Annotated in this window: 17 protein-coding genes and 1 pseudogene; 10 read left to right on the plus strand and 8 right to left on the minus strand. The window is 71.4% G+C overall.

Features of this window, described 5'->3' with window-relative positions; all coding sequences use genetic code 11:
* Together pth and V2J85_RS41515 are read left to right on the plus strand one after the other, a co-directional pair.
* Entirely contained in the window at positions 1 to 591 is a 591-nt protein-coding gene (pth, locus tag V2J85_RS36220; RefSeq protein ID WP_330823895.1) for an aminoacyl-tRNA hydrolase, read from the plus strand.
* A 230-nt stretch (positions 592 to 821) separates the two neighbouring features.
* Positions 822 to 1,208, plus strand: coding sequence for a hypothetical protein (locus tag V2J85_RS41515; RefSeq protein WP_419836866.1), 387 nt, complete (start codon positions 822 to 824; stop codon positions 1,206 to 1,208).
* Positions 1,209 to 1,236: 28 nt separating this feature from the next.
* On the opposite strand, the pseudogene ppc reads toward V2J85_RS41515, so the two are convergent.
* Positions 1,237 to 3,972: pseudogene (ppc, locus tag V2J85_RS36225) on the minus strand (phosphoenolpyruvate carboxylase); the annotation flags it as partial.
* Positions 3,973 to 4,272: 300 nt separating this feature from the next.
* On the opposite strand from ppc, the gene V2J85_RS36230 reads away from it, so the two are divergent.
* Positions 4,273 to 5,268: an acyl-CoA desaturase gene (locus tag V2J85_RS36230; RefSeq protein WP_261951023.1), complete on the plus strand. Its 996-nt coding sequence runs from the start codon at positions 4,273 to 4,275 to the stop codon at positions 5,266 to 5,268.
* 35 nt (positions 5,269 to 5,303) lie between these two features.
* Positions 5,304 to 5,993 (plus strand): TetR/AcrR family transcriptional regulator, encoded by a 690-nt coding sequence (locus V2J85_RS36235; RefSeq protein ID WP_261951022.1) that lies wholly within the window; start codon positions 5,304 to 5,306, stop codon positions 5,991 to 5,993.
* Between the two features lie 204 nt (positions 5,994 to 6,197).
* Here the strand turns inward: V2J85_RS36235 and V2J85_RS36240 are convergent, their stop codons facing one another.
* Positions 6,198 to 7,019, minus strand: a complete 822-nt coding sequence (locus V2J85_RS36240; protein WP_261951021.1) for a trans-aconitate 2-methyltransferase — start codon at positions 7,017 to 7,019, stop codon at positions 6,198 to 6,200.
* Positions 7,020 to 7,196: 177 nt separating this feature from the next.
* On the opposite strand from V2J85_RS36240, the gene V2J85_RS36245 reads away from it, so the two are divergent.
* From V2J85_RS36245 to V2J85_RS36255, 3 genes are all read left to right on the plus strand, one after another.
* Positions 7,197 to 7,694, plus strand: coding sequence for a MarR family winged helix-turn-helix transcriptional regulator (locus tag V2J85_RS36245; RefSeq protein WP_261951020.1), 498 nt, complete (start codon positions 7,197 to 7,199; stop codon positions 7,692 to 7,694).
* A 306-nt stretch (positions 7,695 to 8,000) separates the two neighbouring features.
* Positions 8,001 to 8,795, plus strand: coding sequence for an SDR family NAD(P)-dependent oxidoreductase (locus V2J85_RS36250; RefSeq protein ID WP_261951019.1), 795 nt, complete (start codon positions 8,001 to 8,003; stop codon positions 8,793 to 8,795).
* Between the two features lie 71 nt (positions 8,796 to 8,866).
* Entirely contained in the window at positions 8,867 to 10,873 is a 2,007-nt protein-coding gene (locus V2J85_RS36255) for a beta-galactosidase (RefSeq protein WP_330823896.1), read from the plus strand.
* 256 nt (positions 10,874 to 11,129) lie between these two features.
* Here the strand turns inward: V2J85_RS36255 and V2J85_RS36260 are convergent, their stop codons facing one another.
* From V2J85_RS36260 to galT, 4 genes are all read right to left on the minus strand, one after another.
* Positions 11,130 to 11,888: a response regulator transcription factor gene (locus tag V2J85_RS36260; RefSeq protein ID WP_261951017.1), complete on the minus strand. Its 759-nt coding sequence runs from the start codon at positions 11,886 to 11,888 to the stop codon at positions 11,130 to 11,132.
* A 271-nt stretch (positions 11,889 to 12,159) separates the two neighbouring features.
* Complete coding sequence (galK, locus tag V2J85_RS36265) at positions 12,160 to 13,356, minus strand: galactokinase (RefSeq protein ID WP_330823897.1); 1,197 nt, start codon at positions 13,354 to 13,356, stop codon at positions 12,160 to 12,162.
* Between the two features lie 23 nt (positions 13,357 to 13,379).
* Positions 13,380 to 14,345 carry a UDP-glucose 4-epimerase GalE gene (galE, locus tag V2J85_RS36270; RefSeq protein WP_261951015.1) on the minus strand — a complete coding sequence of 322 codons (966 nt, stop codon included), beginning with the start codon at positions 14,343 to 14,345 and terminating at the stop codon, positions 13,380 to 13,382.
* Positions 14,342 to 15,394, minus strand: a complete 1,053-nt coding sequence (gene galT, locus V2J85_RS36275; RefSeq protein WP_330823898.1) for a galactose-1-phosphate uridylyltransferase — start codon at positions 15,392 to 15,394, stop codon at positions 14,342 to 14,344. The genes galE and galT overlap by 4 nt, the downstream gene beginning before the upstream one ends.
* A 251-nt stretch (positions 15,395 to 15,645) precedes the next feature.
* On the opposite strand from galT, the gene V2J85_RS36280 reads away from it, so the two are divergent.
* Entirely contained in the window at positions 15,646 to 17,316 is a 1,671-nt protein-coding gene (locus V2J85_RS36280) for a sodium:solute symporter family protein (protein ID WP_261951013.1), read from the plus strand.
* Positions 17,317 to 17,348: 32 nt separating this feature from the next.
* On the plus strand, positions 17,349 to 17,657 hold the full coding sequence (locus V2J85_RS36285; RefSeq protein WP_261951012.1) for a hypothetical protein: 309 nt from the start codon (positions 17,349 to 17,351) through the stop codon (positions 17,655 to 17,657).
* 31 nt (positions 17,658 to 17,688) lie between these two features.
* Here the strand turns inward: V2J85_RS36285 and V2J85_RS36290 are convergent, their stop codons facing one another.
* The gene (locus tag V2J85_RS36290) at positions 17,689 to 18,414 is read right to left on the minus strand and encodes a response regulator transcription factor (protein ID WP_261951011.1); all 726 of its coding nucleotides are present in this window, start codon (positions 18,412 to 18,414) and stop codon (positions 17,689 to 17,691) included.
* A gap of 330 nt (positions 18,415 to 18,744) precedes the next feature.
* Between V2J85_RS36290 and V2J85_RS36295 the strand changes: the two genes are divergently transcribed.
* The gene (locus tag V2J85_RS36295; protein WP_261951010.1) at positions 18,745 to 19,617 is read left to right on the plus strand and encodes a hypothetical protein; all 873 of its coding nucleotides are present in this window, start codon (positions 18,745 to 18,747) and stop codon (positions 19,615 to 19,617) included.
* Positions 19,618 to 19,661: 44 nt separating this feature from the next.
* Here the strand turns inward: V2J85_RS36295 and V2J85_RS36300 are convergent, their stop codons facing one another.
* Positions 19,662 to 21,461 carry an ABC-F family ATP-binding cassette domain-containing protein gene (locus V2J85_RS36300; RefSeq protein ID WP_330823899.1) on the minus strand — a complete coding sequence of 600 codons (1,800 nt, stop codon included), beginning with the start codon at positions 21,459 to 21,461 and terminating at the stop codon, positions 19,662 to 19,664.
* Between the last annotated feature and the right edge of the window lie 67 nt (positions 21,462 to 21,528).

Raw genomic sequence — 21,528 nt, forward strand, 5'->3', positions numbered from 1 at the left:
ATGGCGGATGCGGACAGCCCGTGGCTGGTGATGGGTCTCGGTAATCCGGGTGCGGAGTACGCGGGTAATCGGCACAACGTCGGTTTCATGGTGGCCGATCTTTTGGCGGAGCGGATGGGGAGCCGTTTCAAGGCGCACAAGGCGCGGGCCCAGGTGGTGGAGGGCCGGCTGGGTACGCCGGGGTTGTCGAGCCGCCGGGTGGTGGTGGCGAAGCCGTTGTCGTTCATGAATCTGTCGGGTGGGCCGACCACCGCGCTGCGGGATTTCTACAAGGTGCCGGTGGCGCATGTGGTGGCGGTTCATGACGAGTTGGACATTGATTACGGTGCGCTGCGGCTGAAGCTGGGCGGTGGTGACAACGGTCACAACGGGCTGAAGTCGATCACGAAGTCGCTGGGTGCGGATTACCACCGGGTGCGGTTCGGAATCGGGCGTCCGCCGGGTCGTATGCCGGTGGCGGATTTCGTGTTGAAGGACTTTTCGTCGGCGGAGCGGCGGGAGTTGGACTATTTCGTGGACCGTGCGGCGGATGCGGTGGAAACGTTGATCGTGGACGGTTTGGAGCGGGCGCAGGGTACGTACAACTCGTGATCGAGCACCTTTAGGGGACGGGTCGGGGCAGGGCCTGACGAATTGTTGTCGGAGGTTGACCGGGTGCTGGTGAATGGCCAAGGATCGCGGCCATGCCCAAAAGCAGTACGCGCACCCGTTCGGTCAGACGCAGTCGTTGGCGGCGGCTCGGTGAGAGTGCCTATGGGGTGGTGCTGGTCGCCCGGACGGGGTTGATGGGGCTGCTGGCGTTGCTGTTGCTGGTGGCGGGGGTGTGGACGTCCTGGAGCACGGCGAAGTACGCGATGCTGGTCAAGGGCCGGGAGCACGGGGTGCTGACGGTGTCGGCATGTGCGGGTGAACGGTGTTCGGGCCCGTATGTGCCGATGGCGGGGACGGGTCGGCCGCGGCCTTCGGTGTCGATCGCGCAGGCGGCGGCGCCGGAGAAGGGTGAGCGGGTCGAGGTGGTGCTGAAGCCGGGGACGTCGCGTGCGGTGCGGACGGGGCCGGCGGGGGTGCTGCATGCGTGGGTGCCGTTCGCGGGGGCGTTGTTGCTGGCGGCACTGGTGGTGGCCGGGGGGATGCGGCTGCGGCGTACGGCGTGGGGGATGGGGTTGTTGGGAGCGGCGTTGCTGGGGGCGGCGTTCGCGGCGATGTAGCGCACGGGGAATTGAACGGAATTGATACGGCGGCGACGCCGTTGACGGTGAGGAGCAGGGCGCGGGCGAGCACCGGGTCGGGCTCCTCACCGCGTTCGGCGGCGGTGCGCTGGCGGTGGAGGAGGGAGACCTGGAGGTAGGAGATCGGGTCGAGGTAGGCGTCGCGGATGTGGAAGGTCTGCTTGAGGACGGGGCTGGCGTCGAGGAGTTCCTTCTCGCCGGTGATGCGCAGGACCTCGGCGACGGTGAGTTCGTGTTCGGCCTTGATGACGTCGAAGACGTGCTTCAGCTCGTCCGGCACGAGGGTGTCGACGTAGTGCTGGGCGATCCGCAGGTCGGTCTTGGCCAGCGTCATTTCGACGTTGGAGAGGAAGTTGCGGAAGAAGTGCCAGTGTTCGTGCATTTCGTCGAGGACGGTGTCGAGGCCGGCTTCGCGGGCGGCCTTGAGGCCGGTGCCGACGCCGTACCAGCCGGGGACGATCTGCCGGGACTGGGTCCAGCCGAAGACCCACGGGATGGCGCGGAGGCCGTCGAGGCCGGCGCCGGAGTCGGGGCGGCGGGAGGGCCGGGAGCCGAGGTGGAGTTCGGCGAGCTGGTCGACGGGGGTGGAGGCGAAGAAGTACGCCGGGAGGTCGGGGTCCTCGACGAGGCGGCGGTAGGCGCCGTGGGCGGCTTCGGAGACGGTTTCCATGGCCGCGTCCCACCGGGCGAGGGCCTCGTCGGACTGGCGGGGCGCGGTGTGCAGGGCGGAGGCCTGGAGGGTGGCGGCGACGGTCAGTTCGAGGTTTTCCCGGGCGAGGGACGGGATGAGGTACTTGTCGGAGATGACCTCACCCTGCTCGGTGACCTTGATCTCGCCTTCGAGGGTGCCGTAGGGCTGGGCGAGGATCGCGTCGTGGGAGGGGCCGCCGCCGCGGCCGACGGTGCCGCCGCGGCCGTGGAAGAGGCGGAGGCGTACGCCGTGCCGGTGGGCGACGTCGCGGAGGAGTCGCTGGGCGCGGTGGATCTCCCACTGGGAGGTGGTGATGCCGCCGAACTTGGAGGAGTCGGAGTAGCCGAGCATGACCTCCTGGACGTCGCCGCGGAGGGCGACCAGGCGCCGGTAGGAGGGGTCGGCGAGCATTTCGTCGAGGAGCTGGTCGGCGATCTTGAGCTCGTCGGTGGTTTCGAGGAGCGGGACGATGCCGATCTTGGCCCAGCCGGCGTGCAGGTCGATGAGGCCGGCCTCGCGGGCGAGCACGGCGGCGGCGAAGACGTCGTCGGAGCCCTGGCACATGGAGATGATGTAGGACTCGGTGACCTCGGGGCCGAAGGTTTCCTTGGCCTTGAGGATGGTGCGGAAGACACCGAGGGTCTTGGCGCCGGCTTCGTCGAGGGGGGCCGGGGTGGGGGCGAGCGGGCGCCGGGAGCGGAGTTCCTTGGCGAGGAGCTTGCGGCGGTAGTCGCGCGGCATGTCGGCGTAGCGCCAGGATTCCTCGCCGAGGCGGTCGAAGAGCTGGCCGAGGGTGTGGTGGTGCGCGTCGGCGTGCTCGCGGATGTCCATGGTGGCGAGCTGGAGACCGAAGGCGCCGATGGTGCGGAGGGTGCGTTCGAGGTGGCCGTCGGCGACCAGGCCGCCGCGGTGTTCGCGCAGCGAGGTCTGGAGGAGGGTGAGGTCGTCCAGGAGCTCGGTGGTGCCGAGGTAGTCGCGGCCGGGGACGTGCGGGGTGTCGCCGGCGAGCCGCTCGCGGGTGTTGAGGAGCTTCTGGCGGATGCAGGTGGCCTTGAGGCGGTAGGGCTCCTCGGCGTTGAGGCGCTTGTAGCGGGGGCTGATCTCGGGGAGGACGTCGAGGTCGCGCTGGAGGGATTCCAGCAGCTCGTCGGTGGCGCCGCAGTTGCGGATGGAGTTGGACAGGGCGCCGCGCAGCTCGTCGACGTGCTCGAGGGCGTCGGTGATGCCGTGCTCGTGCTGGAGGATCAGCACGTCCCAGGTGACCTGGGGGGTGACGTTGGGGTTGCCGTCGCGGTCGCCGCCGATCCAGGTGCCGAAGGTGAGCGGGCGGGTGCCGGGGGGCAGCGGGGAGCCGGCGCGTTCGAGCTCGGCGGCGAGGTCTTCGAGGACGTCGCCGACGGCGCCGCGGGCGAGCTCGTCGAGGTAGTAGATGGCGTTGCGGGCCTCGTCCGTGGGCTCGGGGCGGGCGACGCGGAGCTCGTCGGTCTGCCAGATGAGGTCGATGCTCTCGGCGAGGCGGAGGTCGGTGCGGCGCCGCTCGGTGGCGTCGGTCCGGTCGAGCAGCTCGGCGACCTTGCGCAGCTTGGTGAGGACGGAGCGGCGGGCGGCCTCGGTGGGGTGGGCGGTGAAGACGGGGCGTACGCCGAGGTGGCGGGCGGTGTTCCGCAGGTGCTCGGGGTCGGCGTCCTTGAGCATGTCGGCGGTGCGGGCGAGGATGCCGCCCTCGGCGGCGCGCTTGGCGCGCAGCTCGCGGCCGCGGTGGACCTGCTCGGTGACGTTGGCGAGGTGGAAGTACGTCGAGAAGGCGCGGACGAGCTTGGCGGCGGTGGCCAGGTCGGTGTCGCCGAGGAGGCGGGCCGCGGCCTCGCCGTCGGAGCGGGTCAGGGCGCGTACCCGCTCGACGAGGTCGAGGAGCTCGGGGCCTTCCTGCCGGACGAGGGTCTCGCCCAGGAGGTCGCCGAGGCGGCGGATGTCGGCGCGCAGGGCGACGCCGGCGGCCTCGCCGGGCTCGGTGGTCGCGGTCTCGACGGGGGTGTTGTCGGCACTGCTCACTGGTGCTCCTTGCGGCGATCAGGGGCGTCGCTCCGCGGCTCGCGGGGAGGGGTGTGGCGGCGACGCGTGGGCAGGTCTGATGCGGGCGGGTTGCGGACCGCGCTGTCCGACGTCCCCAGGATAGGACTGCCCACTGTCAGCAGATCACACCGTCCGATGGGTGGGCATCCGTGGCGGGAGGTGGTGGTGTGGGGCCTGTCACGGCCTTGCCCGTGGCGGTGTCACTGCCATACTTACGAGACCGTAGGTTACGGTCCCGTAGGCCGTAGCCGTGCCCCCGAGCCCCCGACGAGGGACACCATGACTACTGGTCCTGAAGCTGTAGAAGATGCGCCGCTTTCCACCGATTCACCCGGGCGGGCGGGGGGGCCGGCGCCGTCCGCGACGCTGGGTGGCGAGCAGCGCCGGTCGGTCGAACAGATCACGCTGCTGTTGTTCATCACCGTCCCGTTCGTGGCGCTGGTGGCCTCGGTGCCGCTGGCCTGGGGCTGGGGGGTGAGCTGGCTGGACCTGGCCCTGATGACGGCGATGTATTTCATCGGTTGCCATGGCATCACGATCGGTTTCCACCGTTATTTCACCCATGGGTCGTTCAAGGCGAAGCGTCCGATGCGGATCGCGCTGGCGATCATGGGGTCGCTGGCGGTGGAGGGTCCGCTGGTCCGCTGGGTGGCGGATCACCGCAAGCACCACAAGTTCTCCGACGCGGAGGGTGATCCGCACTCTCCGTGGCGGTTCGGTGAGACGGTGCCGGCCCTGATGAAGGGCCTGTGGTGGGCGCACATCGGCTGGATGTTCGACGAGGAGCAGACACCGCAGCACAAGTACGCGCCGGATCTGATCAAGGACGACGCGATCCGGACCATCTCGCGCCAGTTCGTGCTGTGGACGACGGTGTCGCTGCTGGTCCCGCCGCTGGTGGGCGGGCTGGCGACGTGGTCGTGGCAGGGTGCGGCCACCGCGTTCTTCTGGGGTTCGCTGGTCCGGGTGGCGCTGCTGCATCACGTCACGTGGTCGATCAACTCCATCTGCCACGCGGTGGGCAAGCGCCCGTTCAAGTCCCGCGACCGTTCCGGCAACGTGTGGTGGCTGGCGGTGCTGTCCTGCGGCGAGTCCTGGCACAACCTGCACCACGCGGATCCGACCAGTGCCCGGCACGGCGTGATGAAGGGGCAGCTGGATTCCAGTGCCCGGCTGATCCGCTGGTTCGAGAAGGCGGGCTGGGTGTACGACGTCCGCTGGCCGAACGCGTCGCGCATCGACGCCCGGCGCAAGGAGACCGCCGCTGTGGGGTAGCCCGCGGCGGTGACGGGGGAAGGCATCATTGACGGGTGGCGATCGACGACAGCAGCAGTACGAGCAGCAGCAAGAGCAAGTCTTCCGCCGCCGCGGGCACGCGGCGGGCGCGCAGGGTCCGGATGACCGGCGCGGAGCGCCGTGAGCAGCTGCTGGACATCGGTCGCGCGCTCTTCGCCGAGCGCGGCTTCGAGGGCACGTCGGTGGAGGAGATCGCCGCGAAGGCGGGAGTCTCCAAGCCGGTGGTCTACGAGCACTTCGGCGGCAAGGAGGGGCTGTACGCGGTGGTGGTGGACCGCGAGATGCGTCAGCTGCTGGACATGGTGACCGGCGCGCTGACCGCCGGCCACCCCCGTGAGCTCCTCGAACAGGCCGCGTTCGCGCTGCTCGACTACATCGAGACGTACACCGACGGTTTCCGCATCCTGGTCCGCGATTCGCCGGTCGCCCAGTCGACGGGCACGTTCGCGTCGCTGATCAGCGATATCGCCACCCAGGTCGAGGACATCCTCGGCCTGGAGTTCAAGGCCCGCGGCTTCGACCCGAAGCTGGCCCCGCTCTACGCCCAGGCCCTGGTCGGCATGGTCGCCCTGACCGGCCAGTGGTGGCTCGACGTCCGCAAGCCGAAGAAGGCCGAGGTCGCCGCCCATCTGGTCAACCTGGCCTGGCACGGCCTGGACGGCCTGGAACAGAAGCCGCGGCTGATAGGGCACCGGAAGAACTGAGCGAGGGCATCCCCACGAGGAGGTCCGACGCTTACCCGGGGCTGCGTCCGTGACCTGCCGTTCGGCGGCCACGTGAGCCGTGGTCCCGGTCACGCACCCGGGCCGTACCCCTGATCCGTGCCGGCCTCAAACCAGCGGGCTTGCCTTGCCTCCCCAGGCAGGCGGCGAGCTGGTGTGGTCGAGGCCGGTTTCACGGGGCGTGGATCAGGCCGACGGCTTCTGGGCCACCGCGAAGATGCGGCGGAAGGGGAAGACGGTGCCGTGGGGGCCGGTGGGGTAGGCCTTGCGAAGAGCGTCGCGGTATTCGGCGAGGAATGCCTCGCGGGTCGCGGGGTCGTCTTCCAGGGCCGTCAGGACGGGGCGCAGGGCGGTGCCCTTGACCCAGTCGAGGACCGGGTCGTCGCCCTTCAGGAGCTGGACGTAGGTGGTTTCCCAGACATCGGCGTCACAGCCGAGGTCGGTGAGGCGTTCGAGGTAGCCGGCGGGTTCGAGGATGTGGACGAAGCGCCGGCCGTGGGTGGTGAGGCGTTCGCGCCACTGGGGGGCGTCGCACAGCTCGCCCAGGAGGGCGTGGCTGGGCGAGGTGAAGTTGCCGGGGACCTGGAAGGCGAGGGTGCCGCCGGGCGTGAGGGCGTCGATCCAGCGCGGCAGGGACTCGGGATGGTTGGGCACCCATTGCAGCGCCGCGTTGGAAACGATCAGGTCGAAGGGCTCGTCGGGGGTCCAGTCGGTGGCGTCGGCGGGGGCGAAGTCGAGGTGGCCGCCGCCCGGGGTGGGGCCGGCGTGGGTCTCGGCCTCCTTGAGCATCTCGGGGGAGTTGTCGTAGCCGGTGATGTGCGCGTCGGGCCAGCGGATGGCGAGCTGGGCGGTGACGTTTCCTGGGCCGCAGCCGAGGTCGGCGATGCGGGCGGGGCGGTCCCGCCGGGGCAGCTCCGGTATCCGGGCGAGCAGGTCGAGGAAGGGGCGGGTGCGGTGCCCGGAGTGGCGGAGGTACTGCTGCGGATCCCAGGTTGGTGCGTCGTGCATGTTCATAACCCTTTCGTCGTGCAGGGCTGGCACAGGGCTGGCGCGGTCGGGTGGGCAGGTCCGGTTCGAGCCGTGGCGGCCGGAAACCGAGCCTCCGCCGACGATGCCCCATAGTCCAGCGAAATATATCTCGACGTCAAGAGACTTCATGTCGACAGACCCTTTACACTGATCGTCATGGAGGACGAGGTCGACCGACTGGTCGCAGCATGGCGCCGGGAGCGCCCGGACCTCGACGTGGAACCGCTTGAGGTCCTCAGCCGCGTCTCCAGGCTGGCCAGACACCTCGACCGGGCCCGCCGCATCGCGTTCGCCGAGGTGGGCCTGGAACCCTGGGAGTTCGACGTCCTGACGGCGCTGCGCCGGGCCGGGGCGCCGTATCAGCTCTCCCCCGGAGCGCTGCTGACGCAGACGCTGGTCACCTCGGGGACGATGACCAACCGCATCGACCGGCTCGCCAAGAAGAACCTCGTCGAGCGGCTGCCCGACCCCAGCGACCGGCGCGGAGTGCTGGTCAGACTGACTCCGGAGGGCCGCGACAAGGCCGACCAGTCACTGGCCGGACTGCTGGTACAGGAACGCGCCATCCTGGCCGAACTCTCCCGTCACCAGCGCGGCGAACTGGCCGGCCTGCTGCGGAAGCTGACCGGGCCGTTCGACAACATCCCGGGATAGCCGGTCGCCGACACCCCGGTGCGCCCGTCCGGCTTCCGACGGCGGCCCGACACCCCTGCCCACGTCGACTCTTCGGGGTGGAAGAGGGGCGCGCACTCCCCGGGCAGCGGCGCGGGCGCTGTCGCCAGAGGTCGCAGGGGCGGCGGCACCGCCGCGACAACACACCGTCAGCCCGCGTGCGCCACAGTGTCACAGGCGGCAATTGGGGGCGCGTAAGCCCGCCTAATGCGCCTCCTGATTCGACGCGCGCCCCCTGTGCACCCCGTCCCCTTGCAGCCCGCTCCCGTTGTGCACTTGGATCGCGCCATGAGCCAGCAACGCGCACCGCGCCGGCCCCGCGGCCCGTACGGCAGGCGGTTCGAGGGCCGTACGGTCGTGGTGTCCGGGGCCGCCGCCGGCATCGGGGCGGCCACCGCCGACCGGCTGGCCGCCGAGGGCGCCGGCGTCCTGCTGCTGGACCTCGACGACGCCCGCGGCGAGCACCTCGCCCGACGGATCCGCGCGGCCGGCGGCCGGGCCTCGTTCGAGCACGGCGACGTGGCCGGCGAGGCGGACTGGCAGCGGGCCGTCGAGGCCGCGCGGCGGCGCTACGGCCCGGTGGACGGGCTGGTGAGCAATGCCTACCTGCCGTACGTGGCGCCGGCCGACCGCACCCCGCTCGCCGACTGGGAGCGACAGCTCGCGGTGAACCTGACCGGCTCGTTCCTCGGCGTGCGGGCCGCGCTCGCGGACCTGCGGGAGCGGCACGGCGCGGTGGTGCTGACCTCGTCCGTGCACGCCCTGGTGGGGCTGCCGGGCCGGCCCGCCTACGCGGCGGCGAAGGCCGGGCTGACCGGGCTGGGCCGCCAACTGGCCGTCGAATACGGGCCGGAGATTCGGGTCAACAGCGTGCTGCCGGGCCCCGTGCTGACCGCGGCCTGGGACGGGATCGGCGAGGAGGAACGGCAGGCCGCCGCCGCGGAGACGGCCGCGCGGCGGCTGGGGCGGCCCGAGGAGATCGCCGCCGCGATCGCCTTCCTGCTCTCCCCCGAGGCGTCCTTCATCACCGGCGCGAGCCTCGTCGTGGACGGCGGCTGGAGCGTGTACAAGAACTCGTCCTGACCGGGACACGGGTCCCGGGCGCCCGCGGGCCGCGGACCGGCCCGCCCGAGCTTCGACCCCTGGGGGGACCGATGGGCATCCATTTCGGCGGCGACTACAACCCCGAGCAGTGGCCCGAGGAGGTGTGGGCCGAGGACCTGGAGCTGATGAAGGCGGCCCACGTCACCATGGTCACCGCCGGGATCTTCTCCTGGGCGAAGGTCGAACCCCGGCCCGGGCAATGGGACTTCGGGTGGTTCGACCGGGTCATGGACGGGCTGGCCGGCGCCGGCATCGCCGTCTGTCTGGCGACGATGACCGCCTCACCGCCACCCTGGCTGTCCCGCGCGCACCCCGAGATCCTCCCCGAGGGTCCGGACGGACAGCGCCGCTGGCCCGGTGGCCGGCAGCACTACTGCCCCTCCAGCCCCGTCTACCGCACCCACGCCGTACGCCTCGTCGAGCAGCTCGCCACCCGTTACGCCGACCATCCGGCGCTGGCCATGTGGCACGTCGGCAACGAGTACGGCTGCCACACCCGGCAGTGCTTCTGCGACGTGTCGGCCGCGGACTTCCGGCGCTGGCTGCGCACCCGCTACGGCAGCATCGACGCGCTCAACGCGGCCTGGTCGACGGCCTTCTGGTCGCAGGGCTACGGCGATTTCGACGAGGTGCTGCCGCCGCGCACCGCACCCACCTTCCCCAACCCCGCCCAGCAGCTGGACTACCTGCGGTTCGGCGACGAGGCACTGCGCACCTGCTACCTCGCCGAGAAGGAGGTCCTGGAACGGCTCACCCCCGGGGTACCGGTCACCACCAACCTGATGCCGCAGCACAAACCGGTGGACGCGTTCGCCTGGGCGCCCCATATGGACGCGATGGCGCTGGACTTCTACCAGGACCCGTACGCCGCCGACGACCACGTCCGGGCCGGCTACGTCTTCGACCTGATGCGGTCCGCGCGGTCCGGGCAGCCCTGGCTGCTGCTGGAGCAGGCACCGAGCGCGGTCAACTGGCGGCCCCGCAACGGTCCCAAGCCGCCCGGTGCGATGCGGCTGTGGAGCTGGCAGGCGGTCGCACAGGGCGCGGACGCGGTGCTGTTCTTCCAGTGGCGGCAGTCGCTGGGCGGCGCCGAGAAGTTCCACTCGGCGATGGTGCCGCACGGCGGGACCGGTACCCGGATCTTCCGCGAGGTGACGGAACTGGGACGGGAGCTGGCGGCCGTACCCGGCATCGAGGGCACCCGGTCCCGGGCCGAGGTGGCACTGCTGGCGGACTGGCACAGCTGGTGGGCACTGGAGCTGGACTCCAAACCGTCCACCGCACTGGACCACTCCCGGATCGCGCTGGACCACTACCGCCCGCTGTTCGAGGCCGGCGTGGCCTGCGACGTGCTCCCACCCCAACGCGACCTGACCGGCTACCGCCTGGTCGTCGTCCCCAACCTCTACCTGCTGACCGAACGGGACGCGGAGCGGCTGGCCGACTACGTGCGCGACGGCGGGCGGCTGCTGGTGTCGTTCTTCTCCGGCATCGTCGACGCACACGACCGCGTCCATCCGGGCGGCTACCCGGGACCGCTACGAGAACTGCTGGGCCTGCGCGTCGAGGAATTCTGGCCACTGGCCACACACCAGTCCGTGAGCGTCGGAGACGGCACGTACACCGGCCGGGCAGACCTGTGGTCCGAAGCCGTCGACCTCCAAGGAGCCGAGCCACTGGCCCACTTCACCAACGGCGACCTCACCGGCCGCCCCGCCCTCACCCGCCACACCTACGGCCAGGGCACAGCCTGGTACGTCGCGACCCGCCCCGACCCCGCGCTGCTGCGCGCCCTCCTGGACGACGTACGGTCGGAAGCAGGCGTCACCCCCGTACTCCCGAACCTGCCCCCCGGCGTCCAGGCCACCGTCCGGGAGGGCACCGACGTCCGCTACGTCTTCCTCCTCAACCACGGCGCAGACCCCGCCGACATCACCCTCCCGAGGCCGCTCCGCGACGCACTGACCCCCGACGGCCCGACCGTCACCCAGCTCACCCTGCCACCCCGCGGCGTAGCGGTCCTGACGGGACCTTCCACACCCACCACACACGCATAGGCATGACGCCCACCCCCACCGGCCTCAACTTCCCCCCCACGGGAGGGGACGGGCCGGAGGGGCCTGGTGTGTGGACGTAAAGCGAAGCAGTCCACACACCAGGCCCCGGAGGCCCGTCACCGCACCCGACAACAACCCAGCCCGCCGCAGGCGCAACGGCGAGAACAACCGCGGCGCCGCAGACAGGTACGTGGGAGGCGCCGCAAAGCGCACAACGGCGAGCAACAACCGCGGCGGGACAGCCAAGTACGTGGGGCTACGGCACAGCCGGCACCGGCTCCAGCTCCACCGGCCCCACCCCCGCCCGGCGCGCCAGCGCCACCGCGGCGAGGGTCGAGTGCACCCCCAGCTTGCCGAGCACGTTCTGCATATGCGTGCGGACCGTGTGCGGGGAGAGGAACAGCCGCTCGGCGACGGCCTTGCGGCCCAGGCCGGCCACCATGCAGCGGAGCACCTCGCGTTCGCGCGGGGTGAGCGACTCGACCAGCCGCTCGCTCTCCGAACGGTGTTTGCGGGCGGCCGTCAGCTCGCGCAGCACACCGGTCAGCAGCGCCGGCGGCAGATGCGTTTCGTCACGCAGCACGCCGCGGATCACGGCGAGCAGCCGGGACAGCGAGCAGTCCTTGGCGACCCAGCCGGACGCGCCGGCCTGCAGGGCGGCGGCCGCCCGGCGCGGGTCGTCGCGGTCGGCGACGACGACCGTACGCAGGTACGGGTGGCTGGTGCGCAGGCCGGAGACCAGCGCGATGCCGTCCCGCGGGCAGCTGCGCGGGACGACCGGCTCGCGGGCCGCGCCCTGTGCCGGCACCGCGAGCAGCGGCGCGGCCAGGTCGGCGTCGGCGAGCAGCACGTCGAAGCGGCGGCCGTCGGTGACCGCCCGGTCGAGATTGCGCAGGGCGGCCGGGGCGCTGCCCGCGGCCGCGACGTCCACGTCCTGCTCCGCGGCGAGCGCGGCTGCCAGGGATTCGGCGAAGATGCGGTGGTCGTCGACCACCAGAACCCGGATGCGTTGCACAGAGACCCCCTGTCTCGGTGAACGGACCATAGCGGGCACGACGCCCGGATTGAAGATCGCCTCGGTCGCACGGCCGCCGCCGTGCCGACATGACTACCCCCACCCCAGGCGCCGTACCCGAACGGTCTCGCCCCCTGATCAGCACCGGCCCCCACCGGTGCAGGATCTCAGGGTACGGACGGGCCGCGGCGAGGGAAGGTGAATGGCCAAACTGCTGTCGCACCCGGTCCATTTGGTGACGTGCCGATGGCCGCACGCCGCCCGTCGCGCCCTACTGGAGCCGGTGCGCTCCGGCGCTGGGTACGGCTTCGAAGATCCGCGGTTCCAGATGGCCGGCGGCCGCGAAGGCCTCGGTGACCGCCGTGCCGATCCCGGTGGCGGCCGCTTCCTCGACGAGGACGATCGCCGAGCCGCCGAAGCCGCCGCCGGTCATCCGGGCCCCGAGGGCGCCCGCGGCGAGGGCGGTGTCGACGACGAGGTCGAGTTCCGGGCAGGAGATCGCGAAGTCGTCGCGGAGCGAGGCGTGGCCGGCGGTCAGCAGCGGGCCGATGGCGCGGGTGCGGCCGGCGTCCAGGCAGGCGATGACCTCTTCGACCCGCTGGTTCTCGGTGACGATGTGGCGGACCAGGGCCGGTACGCCGGGTTCGCCGGCGAGCTCGGCGAGGGCCTCGGGGAGATGCGCACCGGACACGTCGCGCAGGGCCCGCACCCCGAGCGCCCGCGCACCGCGCTCGCAGCCGGCGCGCCGCTCCGCGTACGCGCCGTCCCCCAGCTCGTGCTTCACCCGGGTGTCGACGACCAGCAGCCGCAGCCCCTCCCCCGCGAGGTCGAACGGCACCTGGCGGTGGGTCAGGTCGCGGGTGTCCAGGAACAGCGCATGGCCTTCGGTGCAGCAGGCCGCGGCGGTCTGGTCCATGATCCCGCAGGGCACGCCGACGAAGGCGTTCTCGGCCCGCTGGGCGATCCGGGCCAGCCGCTGCGGCTCCAGGCCGAGGGCGTAGAGGTCGTTGAGGGCGAGGGCGGTGGCGACCTCCAGGGCGGCGGAGGAGGAGAGTCCGGCGCCGGTGGGCACGGTGCTGTCGTAGTGCAGGTCCGCGCCGCCCACGGGCAGTCCGGCCTCCCGCATCGCCCAGACGATGCCGGCCGGGTAGGCGGCCCAGCCTCCCTGGGCGGTGGGCCGCAGGGCGTCGATGCGGAGTTCGACGACGCCGCCGTCGGCGCCGCCGGAGTGCAGCCGCAGCACCCCGTCGGTGCGGGGTGCTGCGGCGGCGAGGGTGGTGTGCGGGAGCGCCAGCGGCAGCACGAAGCCGTCGTTGTAGTCGGTGTGTTCACCGATCAGGTTGACCCGGCCGGGCGCCGCCCAGATTCCCGTGGGGGCGGCGCCGTACACCGCGGCGAACCGGTCCGCGGTGTGCCGGGCGCCGTGCGGGCGCCCGGTGGTCGGGGTGGCGGCTTCGTGACCTGCCATCGAGGCTCCTTCGTCCGGTGCGGCTAGCTGGTGTGGTCGAGGCTCTGCGCGAACGCCCAGGCGTCGGCGACGATGCCCGCGAGGTCGGCGCGGCGGGGCTGCCAGCCGAGGCGGTCGGCGGCGGTCTTGGCGGAGGCCACCAGGACGGCCGGGTCGCCGCCGCGGCGCGGGGCGGTGACCTCGGGGATGGGGTGGCCGGTGACCGTGCGGACGGTCTCGATGACCTCGCGGACGGAGAAGCCGTTGCCGTTGCCGAGGTTGCAGATCAGGTGCTCGCCGGCGGTGGCCGCGTCCAGGGCCAGCAGGTGGGCCTCGGCCAGGTCGGCGACGTGGATGTAGTCGCGGACGCAGGTGCCGTCGGGGGTGGGGTAGTCGTCGCCGAAGACGGAGATCGCCTCGCGCCGGCCCTGGGCGACCTGGAGGACGAGCGGGATGAGGTGCGACTCGGGGTCGTGGCGCTCGCCGCAGCTGCCGTAGGCGCCGGCGACGTTGAAGTAGCGCAGCGAGACCGCGGCCAGACCGTGGGCGGCGGCCTCACCGCTGATCATGTGGTCGACGGCGAGCTTGCTGGCGCCGTAGGGGGAGGTGGGGGCGGTCGGGTCGGTCTCGGTGATGGGGGTGTTCACCGGCTCGCCGTAGGTGGCCGCGGTGGAGGAGAAGACCAGCTTGCGCACGCCCGCGGTGCGCATCGCCGCCAGCAGCGCCATGGTGCCGCCGACGTTGTTGTCCCAGTACTTCTCGGGCTTGACGACGGACTCGCCGACCTGGGAGAACGCGGCGAAGTGCAGCACCGCGTCGTAGGAGGCGTCCAGCCACTTCGCGGCGTCGCGGATGTCGCCCTCGATGAAGTCGACGCCCGCGGGGACGCCGGCCCGGAAGCCGGTGGAGAGGTTGTCGAGCACGGTCACGGTGTGGCCGGCCTCCAGCAGATGCTGGGCCACCACACTTCCGACATACCCCGCCCCGCCCGTCACCAGGTACTTGCTCATGGCTTGCTCGCTACCTCTCGCAGTCGCTCGGCCGCGGCTTCCGGCGGCACGTCGTTGATGAACACGTTCATGCCGGATTCGGAACCCGCGAGGAACTTCAGCTTGCCGGAAGTCCGGCGAATGGTGAAAAGCTCAAGGTGGAGGGCGAAGTCCGGGCGCTGTGCGGTGCGGTGCGGCGCCTGGTGCCAGGCGGCGATGTAGGGGGTCGGCGGGGCGCCGGCGCCGGTGTCGAAGATCCGGTCGAAGCGCCGCAGGAGCTCCAGGTAGAGCCGGGGGAATTCGGCGCGGGCGGCGTCGTCGAGGGCGAGCAGGTCGGGCACCCGGCGCTTGGGGTAGAGGTGCACCTCGTAGGGCCAGTGGGCGGCGTACGGGACGAACGCCACCCAGTGGTCGCCGTCGAGGACGATGCGGCGGCCGTCGGCCCGTTCGTCGGCGACGACGTCGTCGAAGAGGTTGCGTCCGGTGGCCTCGCGGTGGGCGGCGAGTGAAGCCAGCATCCGCTCGGTGCGCGGGGTGACGAAGGGGTAGGCGTAGATCTGGCCGTGCGGGTGGCCGAGGGTGACGCCGATCTCCGCGCCGCGGTTCTCGAAGCAGAAGACCTGCTCGACGCCGGGGAGTTGGGAGAGTTCGGCGGTGCGGTCGGTCCAGGCGGCGAGGACCAGGGCGGCCTGTTCCTCGGTGAGGTCGGCGAACGAGGCGTCGTGGTCGGGGGTGAAGCAGACGACCTCGCAGCGGCCGCGGTCCCCGGCGAGGGAGGGGAAGCGGTTCTCGAAGACGACCACGTCGTAGTCGGCGGCGGGGATCTCGGATTGCCGGCCCGCACGGGAGGGGCACAGCGGGCACGCGTCGGCCGGCGGGTGGTAGGTGCGGGCCTGGCGGTGCGAGGCGATGGCGACGCGGTCACCGAGGAGCCGGTCGGCGCGGATCTCGGCGGCGGTGGCGACCGGGTCGAGGGGGCGCCGGTCGACGGCGTCGCGTACGACGTCGTCGCGCGAGTCGTAGTGGATCAGCTCCCGGCCGTCCGCGAGCCGCGTCGTCGTCTTCTTCACCCCGGGGGCTCCTCACCTCACCGACCAAACACAAACAAACACAATGAAGCACAACTAAACAGTTGCGTCAACGCCGGACCGGGCCGCCGCGGTCGCGCGCGCAGTGCCGGACGAGACGGGGCATATGCCTCTTCCTCATCACGATCCAACAACTCAAACGAACAAAAGTGTTCAGTTTCTGACCGCCCGAGCGTAGCTTTCTGTGCGTTCCGACCGCCCGCACCGCCGCACGCAAAGAAGCGAGCTACGACATGATCAATCTGGCCGAAGGGCTACGGCTGCCCACCAACGGGCTCGACTACACGATCCTGGCCCTCTACTTCGTCGTCGTCCTCGGCATCGGCTTCGCGGCCAAGCGCAGCGTGAGGACGAGCCTGGACTTCTTCCTCTCCGGGCGGTCCCTGCCCGCCTGGGTCACCGGCCTGGCGTTCGTCGCCGCCAACCTCGGCGCCACCGAGATCCTCGGGATGGCCGCCAACGGCGCGCAGTACGGCGCCTACACCGTCCACTGGTACTGGATCGGCGCCATCCCGGCGATGGTCTTCCTCGGCCTGGTGATGATGCCGTTCTACTACGGCTCCAAGGTCCGCTCGGTGCCGGAATTCCTGCTGCACCGCTTCGGCCCGTCCTCGCACCTGCTGTCGTCGGTCATCTTCGCGGTCTCGTCCGTGCTCATCGCGGGCGTCAACCTCTACGCGATGGCGATCGTGCTGCAGGCGCTGCTCGGCTGGCCGCAGTGGGTGGCGATCGTCGTCGCCGGCTTCTTCGTGCTGGCGTACATCACCATCGGCGGGCTGTCCTCGGCGATCTACAACGAGGTGCTGCAGTTCTTCGTCATCCTCGCCGCGCTGATCCCGCTGACCGTCGTCGGCCTCAAGCGCGTCGGCGGCTGGCACGGCCTGACCGACTCGCTGACCTCCTCGCACGGCGACGCGTTCCTGACCGCCTGGAAGGGCACCGGCATCGGCGAGGGCAACCCGCTGGGCGCCAACTGGCTGACCATCGTCCTCGGCCTCGGCTTCGTGATGAGTTTCGGCTACTGGACCACCAACTTCGCCGAGGTGCAGCGCGCGCTGTCCGCGAAGAACCTCTCGGCCGCCAAGCGCACCCCGCTGATCGCCGCCTTCCCGAAGATCTTCATACCCATGGTCGTCGTCGTGCCCGGCCTGATCGCGCTGGTCATGGAGCCGACGCTGGGCAAGAGCAAGGACGGGCTGCAGTACAACGACGCGATCCCGGTCCTGATGCGCGACCTGCTCCCCAACGGCGTCCTCGGCATCGCCGTCACCGGTCTGCTCGCCGCCTTCATGGCCGGCATGGCCGCCAACGTGTCGTCCTTCAACACGGTCTTCACCAACGACATCTGGGCCGCGTACCTGAAGAAGGGCCGCGAGGACGCGTACTACCTGAAGACCGGACGCGTGGTCACCGCGGTCGGCGTGCTGATCGGCATGGGCACCGCCTTCATCGCCTCGTCCTTCAGCAACATCATGAACTACCTCCAGACGCTGTTCTCCTTCTTCAACGTCCCGCTGTTCGTGGTGTTCATCATCGGCATGTTCTGGAAGCGGACCAGCGCCGCGGCCGGCTTCTGGGGGCTGCTGTCCGGAACCGCCGCCGCCATGGTCAACTACTTCGGCTTCTACAAGCAGGGCATCATCGCGATCCCCTCGGACCAGGGCGCCAACTTCGTCTCGTCGATCGTCGCGTTCGTCGTCGGCGCGCTGGTGATGGTCGTGGTCACCATGGTCACCAAGCCCAAGCCCGCCGAGTCCCTGGCCGGACTGGTCTACGGCACGAGGTCCCCCGGCATGGAGGAACCGCCCGCCGAGGGCGACGACGCCTGGTACCGCCGCCCGGCCCTGCTGGGCTGGGGCGCGCTCATCCTGTCCGCCGTCTGCTACGTCCCGTTCTCCTTCTGAACCCCGGCCCCCAACAGCGGAGTTGACCCACCATGAGTGATCACCAGCACGAGGTCGAGGAGCTGGAGCGCGAATCGGCGACCGCCGCGCGGCTCTTCGACGTACGGCGCATCATCGGCGGCCTGTTCGTCGTCTACGGCGTGATCGTCACGATCGCCGGAATCACCGCGTCCGACGCGGACCTCAAGAAGGCCCAGGACATCAACATCAACCTCTGGACGGGCCTCGGCATGCTCGTCCTCGGCCTGTTCTTCCTGGTCTGGCTGAAGCTGCGGCCGACCGTGCCGCCCACGGCCGAGGAACTCCGGGCCGCGGCCGGCGACGGGCCCGCCGAGGGCTGACCGGCGCCGGTCTGGCCGCGGCGGCCCGGCCTCACTGCGGCGGCGGGGACGGCTCGTCCGTCCCCGCCGCCGTCGTCGTCCGGGCCGGCCGCCCGCGGCCCGCCCGGTCCAGCAGCCCGGTGCGCGCCGCCAGCGCGGCCGCCTCCAGCCGGGACCCGACCTCCAGCTTCATCAGCACCCGCTGCACGTGCGTGCGCGCGGTGCTCGGCGCGATGTCCATCCCGGCCGCGATCAGCCGGGTGTCCTCGCCGTCCGCGACCCGCATCAGGACCTCGACCTCGCGCGGGGTGAGCAGTTCCAGCAGCCGCGCGCCCTCGTCGTCCGGCTGCGCCGCCGGGTGCAGCAGCTCCTCGAACGCCTGCTGGAGCAGTTGCGGCGAGACCGCCGACTCCCCCGCCCGGGCCTTCATCATGGCCCGCTCGACGCCCTCGATCCGCTCGTCGTTGCGGACGTACCCGGACGCCCCGGCCGCGAACGCCGCGGCGATCCCGCGCGGGCTGGGCACCGGCCCCAGCACCACCACCGCCACCTGCGGCCGCTCCTTCTTGATCCGTACGACCGGGTCGAAGGTGCCCGGCTGGGCGGGCGCCGCGGTCCCCAGCAGGCACACCTCGGGTGCCCGGCTCACCACCAGCTCCGCGGCCCCGGCGCTCGGCGCGGCGGCCGCCAGCACCCGGTGCCCGCGCAGCTTCAGCGCCGAGGCGAGCGCCTCCGCGAGCAGCCGGTGATCGTCGACCACCATGAGCCGCACGCCCATAGAGCAACCCCCTCCCTCCGCCCGCCCCCGGCGCGCCCCGGCCGGGCCGTTCGTCCCCGGGAAGCTACACGCTCGATTGCCGATGCGCGCCCCCTACCGGGCAGAAGCCCCCCGGAATGCTGGAATCCCGGCCATTCGGGGCCGATTGCCGCCTGAACGAGACCCTCCGCCGGGGCCCGGCCCGCGCGAGGAACGCCTCCGGGGGCGGTGTCGGTGCCGTGTGCCACAGTTGACGTCAGCAGGCGGGGGACCGGGGCGACCGGCTCCATGCGGTGCACACGGCACGCGGTTCGATGCCGGGGTGGGGCGAAACGTGAGCGAAGGAAAGTCATGAGTACACCGCAGCAGCCGCACAACGGCTTCGGGGGCGCGCCGGGTTACGGATATCCGCAGCAGGTACCGGGCGGCCAGGTACCGGGCGGTCAGATACCGCCGCTCCCGGGGCCGTACGCGCCGCAGGGGCCCTACGACGCCCCCGCACAGGGCCCGTACGGAGCGCCGCCGCAGCCTCCTTACGGGGTGCCGCCGCAGGGCTACCCCGGTTACGGCGGGCCCGGAATGGTGCCGCCGCCGGTCCCGCCCCGCAACAAGAGCGGAAAGGTGTGGGGAATCATCGGCGCGATCGTCGGTGTGCTGGTGGTCGGGAGCATCGCGTCGACCGTGGCGCTCCGCGGGGGCGGCTCGGGCGGTTCCGGCGGCCCGAAGTACCGGATCACGGTGCCGCAGACGCTGGCGGGCGGGGAGTACAAGCTCGCCAAGGACATCTCCCAGCAGGCCGACAGCGCGGTGCCGCACGACGGGGCCAACGAACACGGCCTACGGACGGTCGGCGGGCAGTACACCAGCGGGACCAAGTCGATGGTGATGCTGGGGATGTACGGCTCCATAGACGACCCGGAGACGAGCGTCGAGCACGCCATCCAGGGGATGACGCGCGACGGGAAGACGGTCGTCGCGGTGCCGGAGAAGAAGTTCACGCCGAGCGGCGGCGGGGACCCGCTGACTTGTGGCGTGGACGTGCGCACGGAGATGGGGCAGAAGGTCACGCTGACCTTCTGCATATGGGCCGACTCCAGCGCGTCCGTGAACGTCGCCCAGACCGACGCCGCGGAGCTGTCCAAGGACCCGCAGTCCGTCGACCTCCAGGCGTTCGCGGACAAGGCGGGCAAGATCCGCAACGAGGTCCGCAAGCCGCTGGACTGAGGGCCCGGTGCGGTGGGCCGCCGGCCCACCGCAGCTGCCCGCCCCTACGCGTCCTCCGCCAGCTCCAGCCAGCGCATCTCCAACTCGTCGCGTTCCCCGGCCAGTTCGCGGAGCTGGGCGTCGAGGCCGGCGACCTTCTCGAAGTCGGTGGCGTGCTCGGCGATCTGGGCGTGCAGCTTCGCCTCCTTGTCACCGATCTTGTCCAGCTGGCGCTCGATCTTCTGGAGCTCCTTCTGGGCCGCGCGGTTGAGCGCCGCGGGCTTCTTCGCCGCCGCGGCCGGCTGCGCGGGCGCCGGGGTGGCGGCCTCGATGACCTTCTGGCGGCGTTCCAGGTACTCGTCCAGGCCGCGCGGCAGCATCCGCAGCGTGGCGTCGCCGAGCAGGGCCTGGACCCGGTCGGTGGTGCGCTCGATGAAGTAGCGGTCGTGGCTGATGACGATCAGCGAGCCGGGCCAGCCGTCGAGCAGGTCCTCCAGCTGCGTCAGCGTCTCGATGTCCAGGTCGTTGGTGGGCTCGTCGAGGAAGAGGACGTTGGGCTCGTCCATCAGCAGCCGTAGGATCTGCAGCCGGCGGCGCTCACCGCCGGACAGGTCGCCGACCGGCGTCCACTGCTTCTCCTTGGTGAAGCCGAACTTCTCGCAGAGCTGGCCGGCGGTCATCTCCCGGCCCTTGCCCAGGTCGACGCGCTCCCGGACCCGCTGTACGGCCTCCAGCACCCGCCAGTCCGGGTCGAGTTCGGCGACCTCCTGCGAGAGGTAGGCCAGCTTCACGGTCTTGCCGACGGCGATCCGGCCGCCGGCCGGCTGCGCCTCGCCCGCTGTACGGGCCGCCTCGGCCAGCGCCCGCAGCAGCGAGGTCTTGCCCGCGCCGTTGACGCCGACCAGGCCGATCCGGTCACCGGGGCCCAGCTGCCAGGTCAGGTGCTTGAGCAGCACCTTCGGGCCGGCCTGGACGGTCACGTCCTCCAGGTCGAAGACGGTCTTGCCCAGCCGGGAGTTGGCGAACTTCATCAGCTCGGCGCTGTCGCGGGGCGGCGGGACGTCCGCGATCAGCTCGTTGGCGGCCTCGATGCGGAAGCGGGGCTTGCTGGTCCGCGCCGGGGCGCCGCGGCGCAGCCAGGCCAGCTCCTTGCGCATCAGGTTCTGCCGTTTGGCCTCCTCGCTGGCCGCGATCCGCTCCCGCTCGGCGCGGGCGAAGACGTAGTCGCTGTAGCCGCCCTCGTACTCGTGCACAGCGCCGCGCTGCACGTCCCACATGCGGGTGCAGACCTGGTCGAGGAACCAGCGGTCGTGGGTGACGACGACCAGGGCCGAGCGCCGGGCCTGCAGGTGCCGGGCCAGCCAGGAGATGCCCTCGACGTCGAGGTGGTTGGTGGGCTCGTCGAGGACGATCAGGTCCTGCTCGGCGATCAGCAGCTTGGCGAGCGCGATCCGGCGCCGCTCGCCGCCGGAGAGCGGGCCGATGACGGTGTCCAGGCCGTGCGTGAAGCCGGGCAGGTGCAGATCGCCGAAGAGGCCGGTCAGCACGTCGCGGATCTTGGCGTTGCCGGCCCACTCGTGGTCGGCGAGGTCGCCGATGACCTCGTGCCGGATGGTGGCGGCCGGGTCGAGCGAGTCGTGCTGGGTCAGCACGCCGAGCCGCAGCCCGCCGGCGTGCGTCACCCGGCCGTCGTCGGCGCCCTCCAGCTTGGCCAGGATCCGGATGAGGGTCGTCTTGCCGTCGCCGTTGCGCCCGACGACGCCGATCCGGTCCCCCTCGTTGACGCCGAGGGAAACACCGTCGAGCAGGGCACGGGTCCCGTAGACCTTGCCGACGGCTTCCAGATTGACGAGGTTGACGGCCATCTCACTCCTGCGCTTCGCATCGATCGACCTTCCCAGCGTAGTCGGCCCACGGAAGCACCCTGACGGG

This window comes from Streptomyces bugieae, assembly GCF_036352915.1.
Classification (GTDB): Bacteria; Actinomycetota; Actinomycetes; order Streptomycetales; family Streptomycetaceae; genus Streptomyces; species Streptomyces endophytica.

Coding starts and splice junctions, on each gene's coding strand:
- galK (WP_330823897.1), bottom strand. CDS start 13,356: ATGGCAGGTCACGAAGCCGCCACCCCGACCACCGGGCGCCCGCACGGC.
- V2J85_RS36240 (WP_261951021.1), bottom strand. CDS start 7,019: ATGCACGACGCACCAACCTGGGATCCGCAGCAGTACCTCCGCCACTCC.
- V2J85_RS36280 (WP_261951013.1), top strand. CDS start 15,646: ATGATCAATCTGGCCGAAGGGCTACGGCTGCCCACCAACGGGCTCGAC.
- V2J85_RS36250 (WP_261951019.1), top strand. CDS start 8,001: ATGAGCCAGCAACGCGCACCGCGCCGGCCCCGCGGCCCGTACGGCAGG.
- V2J85_RS36285 (WP_261951012.1), top strand. CDS start 17,349: ATGAGTGATCACCAGCACGAGGTCGAGGAGCTGGAGCGCGAATCGGCG.
- V2J85_RS36245 (WP_261951020.1), top strand. CDS start 7,197: ATGGAGGACGAGGTCGACCGACTGGTCGCAGCATGGCGCCGGGAGCGC.
- pth (WP_330823895.1), top strand. CDS start 1: ATGGCGGATGCGGACAGCCCGTGGCTGGTGATGGGTCTCGGTAATCCG.
- V2J85_RS36295 (WP_261951010.1), top strand. CDS start 18,745: ATGAGTACACCGCAGCAGCCGCACAACGGCTTCGGGGGCGCGCCGGGT.
- V2J85_RS36300 (WP_330823899.1), bottom strand. CDS start 21,461: ATGGCCGTCAACCTCGTCAATCTGGAAGCCGTCGGCAAGGTCTACGGG.
- galE (WP_261951015.1), bottom strand. CDS start 14,345: ATGAGCAAGTACCTGGTGACGGGCGGGGCGGGGTATGTCGGAAGTGTG.
- V2J85_RS36255 (WP_330823896.1), top strand. CDS start 8,867: ATGGGCATCCATTTCGGCGGCGACTACAACCCCGAGCAGTGGCCCGAG.
- V2J85_RS36230 (WP_261951023.1), top strand. CDS start 4,273: ATGACTACTGGTCCTGAAGCTGTAGAAGATGCGCCGCTTTCCACCGAT.
- V2J85_RS36290 (WP_261951011.1), bottom strand. CDS start 18,414: ATGGGCGTGCGGCTCATGGTGGTCGACGATCACCGGCTGCTCGCGGAG.